5 protein-coding genes are annotated in these 7,372 nt (G+C 32.3%); 3 read left to right on the top strand and 2 right to left on the bottom strand.

Going from position 1 to position 7,372, the window contains the following annotated elements; translation table 11 throughout:
• Nucleotides 1-307: 307 nt before the first annotated feature.
• Nucleotides 308-3,409, top strand: coding sequence for a C1 family peptidase (locus QZU75_RS12375; protein ID WP_296884122.1), 3,102 nt, complete (start codon nucleotides 308-310; stop codon nucleotides 3,407-3,409).
• Between the two features lie 396 nt (nucleotides 3,410-3,805).
• Here QZU75_RS12375 and QZU75_RS12370 read toward each other — a convergent pair whose 3' ends face one another.
• On the bottom strand, nucleotides 3,806-4,687 hold the full coding sequence (locus QZU75_RS12370; protein WP_292605345.1) for a CPBP family intramembrane glutamic endopeptidase: 882 nt from the start codon (nucleotides 4,685-4,687) through the stop codon (nucleotides 3,806-3,808).
• Between the two features lie 231 nt (nucleotides 4,688-4,918).
• Here QZU75_RS12370 and QZU75_RS12365 point away from each other — a divergent pair, with 231 nt between their 5' ends.
• On the top strand, nucleotides 4,919-5,311 hold the full coding sequence (locus QZU75_RS12365) for a hypothetical protein (RefSeq protein WP_296884121.1): 393 nt from the start codon (nucleotides 4,919-4,921) through the stop codon (nucleotides 5,309-5,311).
• A 267-nt stretch (nucleotides 5,312-5,578) separates the two neighbouring features.
• On the opposite strand, the gene QZU75_RS12360 is transcribed toward QZU75_RS12365, so the two are convergent.
• Nucleotides 5,579-6,769, bottom strand: a complete 1,191-nt coding sequence (locus QZU75_RS12360; RefSeq protein ID WP_292605339.1) for an ATP-binding protein — start codon at nucleotides 6,767-6,769, stop codon at nucleotides 5,579-5,581.
• A gap of 260 nt (nucleotides 6,770-7,029) precedes the next feature.
• Between QZU75_RS12360 and QZU75_RS12355 the strand changes: the two genes are divergently transcribed.
• Complete coding sequence (locus tag QZU75_RS12355; protein ID WP_292605337.1) at nucleotides 7,030-7,164, top strand: hypothetical protein; 135 nt, start codon at nucleotides 7,030-7,032, stop codon at nucleotides 7,162-7,164.
• The last annotated feature ends 208 nt before the right edge of the window (nucleotides 7,165-7,372 follow it).

The raw sequence follows: 7,372 nt of genomic DNA, 5'->3' as shown, positions 1-7,372 counted from the left end.
CCGCCTATTTATTAAATTTAACTATTTTTAGATAAAATTAAAAATTCACAACTAATTTTCATCAAAAAATTTCAAATCAACAAAGTTTTTGAAAGAGTCAATTATGAGGCGAGATAAAATACTTTGTAGCTATTGTTAGTGATAAATATCATGAGATAGCTAGTGAATTTCCATAAAACATTAACACCCGCCATCACCAATTCAAAACTTAATTTCTGAAACCCGTTCAGTATATCATCATATCTAATATACATTAGAAAATTTAATAGAAGCATATTTAATAGTTTCTTAACTAATATATGTGTGTATGAAAATAAATAAATTAATTGTTTTAAGTTTGATTTTGCTGATATTATTCACATTATCAGCAGTATCTGCAGAAAAAAACATAACGAACTTTACAAGTAATGGGGATTTATTAACCTCAGATTCACCAAATGCTAACTTCAATGATTTAAATAAAGACATAAATGAAAGTACAAATGAATTAAAACTTACTCATGACTATGTCTACGATGAAGGCAATGACATCAATTTCACAGATGGAATTAATGTCTCCAAAAGCAACTTCCTTTTGGACGGTAACGGATATAGTATTGACGGGAACGGAAAAGCGAGAATATTTAATATAATTGGGAACAATGTCACTCTAAAAAATTTGATAATCAAAAATGCATTAAATGGTGCAGTATCTTTCGTTCAGCCAAATGCAGAGTATTATCTGGACAATGTCACCATTCAAAACTCATCCTCCAAATATGCTTCTGGTGGAATTGAACTAAATGCTACTAATTTGGTTGTAAACAATTCAAAATTTATTTCAAATACGGGTACTGACAGTTCAGACATTTTTTTCAACGAAAAGTGTAATGTGATTGTTGTAAATTCCACTTTTGAAGGTGGAATCGAGTCAAAATGGTCACATATTTATTTTTCTGGCGGAGCATTGATTGTTGACAGTTCTACTTTTGCAAATTCATGTTCAAGCTATGCCAATGCAATTTATGGGGAAAATGGTAGGGTGACTGTACGTAACACTAAATTCAGGAATCTTACTGTTTTGAATAGTGCTGGTGCAATTGGCGTTAAATATGCGGTTAATTTAACTGTTGAGGATTGTGAATTTACAAATATCACTTCAGGTAAGGATGGTGGGGTGATTTTTGCTGATATTAATCCGGGTTATGTGACAATCGCCAACTCAAAATTCCATGGTTGTTTTGCGGCATTTGGAGGTGCCGTAATGCAGCTTAGAGCTGAATTAAATATCATTAACTCAACTTTCGAAGATAATATTGCAATGTATGATGGTGGAGTATTATGGACATCATATGCTAACGTATCCATTGAAAATTCCACATTCAAGAGAAATAATGTTGTTAAAGAAGATTTGGAAATTGGGGGAGTATTGTACTTTGATAAAGGAAACATATTAATCAAGGGTTCAACTTTCATTGACAATCACGGATCAAACAAAGGGGATGCGGTATTCACCTATGATTCCAAACTCACATTACAAAACAACACCTTCAAAGATAACGGAAATGCCCTATACTCAGTATTCTCAACACAAGACATTGCCGAAGACAATAAATTCAATAATGATTTGGTTTCTGTTAACAACACATTTTATGCAACAATTGTGGTAAACGACGGAATAGAATTAACACTGATTAATAACACTCCTTATAAATTTGACACATTGCCTCCCAAATTCAATTTAAAGGATTATGGATTAGTGGGTCCTGTCAGAGACCAGGGTAATATGGGTGCCTGCTGGACATTTGCAACATCCGGTGCTTTAGAATCAGCATTGCTTAAAGCAACCGGAAAATTATATAATTTTTCACAGGACAATATTCAAAATACAATGCTTCAATATTCAATTTATGGAGTTGATGGAATTTTAGAAGGTGCACAACAATCCACAGGTGTCGGATATCTTGTAAACTGGTACGGTCCATATCCAACCGATCTGGATAGATATGATGAGCTTGGAAAAGTATCCACTCATATCAACATGGCAAATGAAAGTATACATGTTCAGGACGTAGTGTTCTTCCCGGCTCGTCAAAATGCAACAGACAATTATATCTTTAAAAAAGCATTAATGGACTACGGAGCATTTCTAGTGGCAATTTATTCAGGTGAGAGTTCAAAATATTATAACGAAACATCTGCTGCACGTTATTACAATGGAACTAAAGGTATAAATCATGCGGTAACTCTTGTTGGTTGGGATGATAATTATCCTGCAAGTAATTTCCTAAATCCACCTTCTGGTGATGGTGCATGGATTATTAAAAACAGCTGGGGTACAGACTGGGGAGATGAAGGCTATTTCTACCTGTCATATTATGATACCTCATTCAATACTCAAAACCCTCAGCAGTATCCATACTATGCGGCTTACTTATTTAACAACACTGTTCCATACAATAAGAATTATCAAACAGATGCAGGACAGTTAAATAACTTTGTAGATCAATACAAGTACTTCTCAAATACCTACACTGCTCTTGAAGATGATTTAATTGCAGCCGTGGGTACTTACTTTGATAGTGAGGGAGTTGATTATGAATTTGATATTTATGTTAATGGAGTGTTAAAACACACACAAAATGGCGTAAGCCCATTTGCAGGTTATCATACCATCAAATTAACACAATACATTCCAATTTCAGCAAATGTTACTTTTAAAGTTGTATTCAAAAATAGTTCTCTACCTTTCGAATATAATTCAAGACATCATCATAAGGAAAACGTTTCATTTGGAAGTGTGGATGGTGTCAATTGGGAAGATCTTGCTAAAGATAATGTAACAGCAATATTGAAAGTCTACACTGTCGCTAAACCTGTAGTTCCATCAAAACCGGTTATCACAGGCAATAAGGATGTTGTCATGCTTTACTCAGCTGGCACCTCTTATAAGGTTCGTGTAACTATCGACGGCAGGGCTGTAGTCGGTGAATACGTAACCTTCAAATTCAACGGTGCCACCAAAAAGGTTAAAACCGACAGCAAAGGTTATGCAACTTATAAAATACCTACTGTTAAACCAAAATCAAGTAAATACGCAATCACTGCAACATATAAAGATGTAACTGTTAAAAACAAGGTTAAAGTGAACAGCATTGTTGTTGCTAAAAACCTTAAGGCTAAAAAATCTGCAAAAGTCCTTAAAATCAAAGTGACCTTGAAAAAGGTCAACAAGAAATACATTAAAGGCAAATACGTAACCTTGAAATTCAAAGGCAAAACCTATAAGGTAAAAACCAGCAAGAAAGGTGTTGCAATTTTCAAAATCAAAAAGAATGTGCTTAAAAAACTTAAAGTTGGTAAAAAATACTCCTATAAGGTTTCTTATGGTAAAGATGCTGTAAGCAAAAAAATAACCGTTAAAAAATAGGGATTATATTTTTCCCTATTTCTTTTTTTACTAGGGGTTTTCAGATAATCTCTATTTCCATATTTTGATTTTATTCCATTAACATTCCAAGAGATTATTTTCATAACCTCCAATCCTTCTAATTAATTGTACATATGATAATAAATTCTATTGTAAGTTGATTAACATCAATGGTAGCCATCACCAATTCAAAACTTATTTTTTGAACCCCATTCATATAGAATAAATTTGCGTTGGCTAAACAATAAGCTTGAGTAGTTTTTTTGGAAACTGACACCAGCCGTTGTGAGAAGAAAGGAGTGAGCAATCACTCCGACTTATCAGACAACTAGTAAAATATCCTTGCGACAATTATATTCAAAGCCATCGATTAAAAGATGGATGATGTATCTCAATTTAAGAATCATCCTCCTGAAGGGTTTCCGGAATCTCGCCAAACCAGTTGCTTCTCTTTCCGATGTAATAAAGTAAGATACCAAAAATTACAGTACTCATGGTTGAAATTATTAAATCAGACATTACTATTGTTGAGGTTGTGGATTGAATTCCGAACATGACCAGTAAGCTGAAGGATAAGTTATTTGCAGTATGGAATGCGGAACTGACTTCCAGACCATTGGCTTTCCATGCTAAAAATCCCATTACTAAACCTGAAATTATTATCCCAATGTTTCCTATACCATTGTATCCGTGGGTGAATCCAAAGATTATGGCTTGGAGAATGATTGCCAATAATGGTATGTTAAACCATGACCCTAAGGTTTGCATAAGAAGTCCACGGAACACGTATTCTTCAGCAATACATTGTAGTGGCACTACAATTAGGAGGATTATAAAAAACAGTATTGTAAAATGATAATTTCCCCCATTACCCAGTATTACGGATTCAATAATTCCAACGACAAGGAATAAAATAAACGGGATTATAAATGCCTTGAGATAGAGTTGGGTGTTCCATCCTCCACGTGAAGAGGAGTATGAGGAAAACGGTCTGTCCTTAACAATTTTAGTTGCAAGGTACAAAGATGGAATCATGATGGCTATTGCCAAATGAGAATAGATTTCGCCTATCTCGGAGTTCATGACTTCATATCTTCCATGCAGGAGTTGGACCATAATGTTTTCTCCACATATTGCATAGAAAACGGCAATTAATAGTAGGTTGAGTATTAAAAATATTATTGCACCTATTATGAAAACAAGTATAGGTGTGTACCATCTGTATTTTTCAAAAGTTCTTGGAAATGTTATATATTCTGAAATCTCTTTAACTGTCATATGGACATATTTCTATTTATTTGCATATAATGTTATAGAGGAATAATATGTTTTATAGGTGTTTTTGTGAAAATTATTCGTTAGATAAAATCTGATTTTTCAAGAATTTCAGTGACTGCCAAATATTAAATTATATCTCAAGTATTTCGATTCACAAAAGACTGATAAACAAACCATCAATGATGCAAGTAAATGTAAAGGCTCCAACTGTGTGGACTGGGGAGTTTTATGATGGCTTTAGCAACGGATGCTTCATTATTCTATGTTCCTGCTGAAGGCCAAAATAATGCATCTGGTATTATTTCAACTGGTGAGACATTAGGTTCATCATTGGGTACAGCAATCATTGGAATAATTCTAATTCTTGGAGTTATGGGCGGTATTAGTACTGCAGTCGATACCTATGCGCCGGATTATTCCGGAGATGAGCAATTCCATCAGGCTGTCTATGATTACTTCCAAAAATTAGACACTATAGAGGGACAAGACAGTATTGTTGTGAATACTGCAGATATAATTATTCAGAATGCAATGGCCTCCGTAATGTATGGATTAGCCATCGTGTTAGCAGCTATTTTAATTCTAACGCTGCGATTAAAAAATATAAATATTAAAAAACAATGAGAGACAATCTCTCATTTCCTTTTTTTTTTAAATGCTTTGGGTGTTGGCAGAAACTATTGAGTTTTGATTTAATAGTATAGAATAAATTTCACTAAAAGTAGTAGATATTTTTGAAGTGTGTTATACCAACAGCAACATGAAGCTAGTCAAAAAGAACCAAAAGTTGCATAATCATAATTGGCCATTGCTAATTGGGGAAGTTAAAGATGATGATGTTGTAAACGAGGTTAGGGAACCTAGCTATATTGATGTACAATCTAAGTTGTTTTAAATACTTCTAAATGGATATATTCCATTTTTTTCATAACTGTTCTTAAGCCAGTATGTGAAAATAGGGTCTGTAATTTGATATTTGTCATTTGCATATTCAATTAAATCGTAATCTAGAAGGCGATTTAGTGGTCTGTTTAGTGATCCGCTGGTTACTTTGAGGTAATTTGCTACTTCTATTCTTTTTTTTGGATTTTCAAGTAGTGAAATTATGATTTTTTGTTCTTGAAATGTTAATTTAGACCACATGTATATGAAATGGATAGCGAGATAATCAATTGAATCCTTGAATAATTCAATGATATTATTTTCAGTTAAGGTTATGTTTTCGGGAAGATATTTTGCAAATATATTGATGTAATATGGAATTCCACGTGTACATTTGTAAAATCTTTCAAATCCATCATCATCGAGCTGTATGTTTCTTGTCATTGATTTAATATAGTTTTCAGTGGTTTGTTTTGAAAATGGTTGAATTTCAATTGTCAGCATCCTTCCTCCAAATGCTCCTTGATTTCCATTCAAATCATTTATTAAACTATCTTTTAAGCTCATGCTTCCGCAAAATAGGTATGCAACATTTTTTTGTGTTTGGATGAAACTGCGCATGTACCATAAAAATCCATTCAGTTCATCACCTAAATCTTTCATTAATTGGATTTCATCAATGAATATGAAAACGCCTTTTAGTTTATCAGTATTGTCTTCATAAATTTTTTGAGGTAATTCCATTACAAATTCAGCTAATTTTTCGTAATTGTCTTCGCTTTCGAATATTGGAATTGGAATGTGTTCATAGGATAAAAGTTTATCTATTTTGAAATTTTTTGTTTTAAAATATTTTTCTATTTGCTTGTTAATCGTTTTTAAGCCAAGTTCTTTGGATGATTTGATAATTGTGTCATAAATTATTTTAATTATGCTTGCTCTTGTGAGGTTTTTTTGTTGGTATGCATCGCTTCTGGATAAATCGATGTCTACAACTAAATATTCTCTTTTGAATTTATTTTTGATTTTTTTGATAAGTGCTGTTTTTCCAACCCCTCTAATCCCTGTTAGGAGTATTGTAGGCGAAGAGTTGAATTCAGTGCTGATTAATAAGTTTGATAATATGTTGATTTCATCTGTTCGGTTGAAAAATTGTGTTTCGGTTAAATTTGCATCAGTTATGCTTGCAATTTCATCCATTTGTTTCCCTCATATAATGTATTTTTCATTATATAATGTCATATATTGTATTTTGAATTATATAATTAATTTTTCATTATGTGTTGTAATATAATGTATTTTTCATTATATATAATATTGATTATTTTTTTTAAATATGAAACAAAATTCCCTAAGTAGTGGATAATTCCGCTACTTTTTTACTATTATTTGCTCGTATCATATCAAACAAAAATCAAAATTGTAATAAATAATTTAAAGAGTGTTACGCAAACAGCAACATGAAACTGGTCAAAAAGAATCAAAAGTTGCATAATCCGGATTATCCATTGCTGATTGGTGAGGTTAAAGATGATGATGTTGTAGATAAGGTTAATGAACCCAGTTTTATTGATTCACAACGAAGATTAATGTAATGGCTAAATTTTTCTTCTTAATTCATAGGAGATATATTCGTGGCACAGTGATGGAAAATTTTTTTTAATGTTAAAACTAATTTAGTATTATGAAAAAGTTTTTAAGTGTTGCATTAAAATTCCAATGGAAAACAATAATAATCATTTTTGCATTACTCATTATTCAGACATTTTTTCAAATGGAGATAATTGATTTGTTCAGCACTGC

This window comes from uncultured Methanobrevibacter sp., assembly GCF_902764455.1.
Lineage (GTDB): Archaea > Methanobacteriota > Methanobacteria > Methanobacteriales > Methanobacteriaceae > Methanocatella.
The sequence above is the reverse complement of the archived record's forward strand: the minus strand, read 5'-3'. Positions and strand labels throughout refer to the sequence as shown.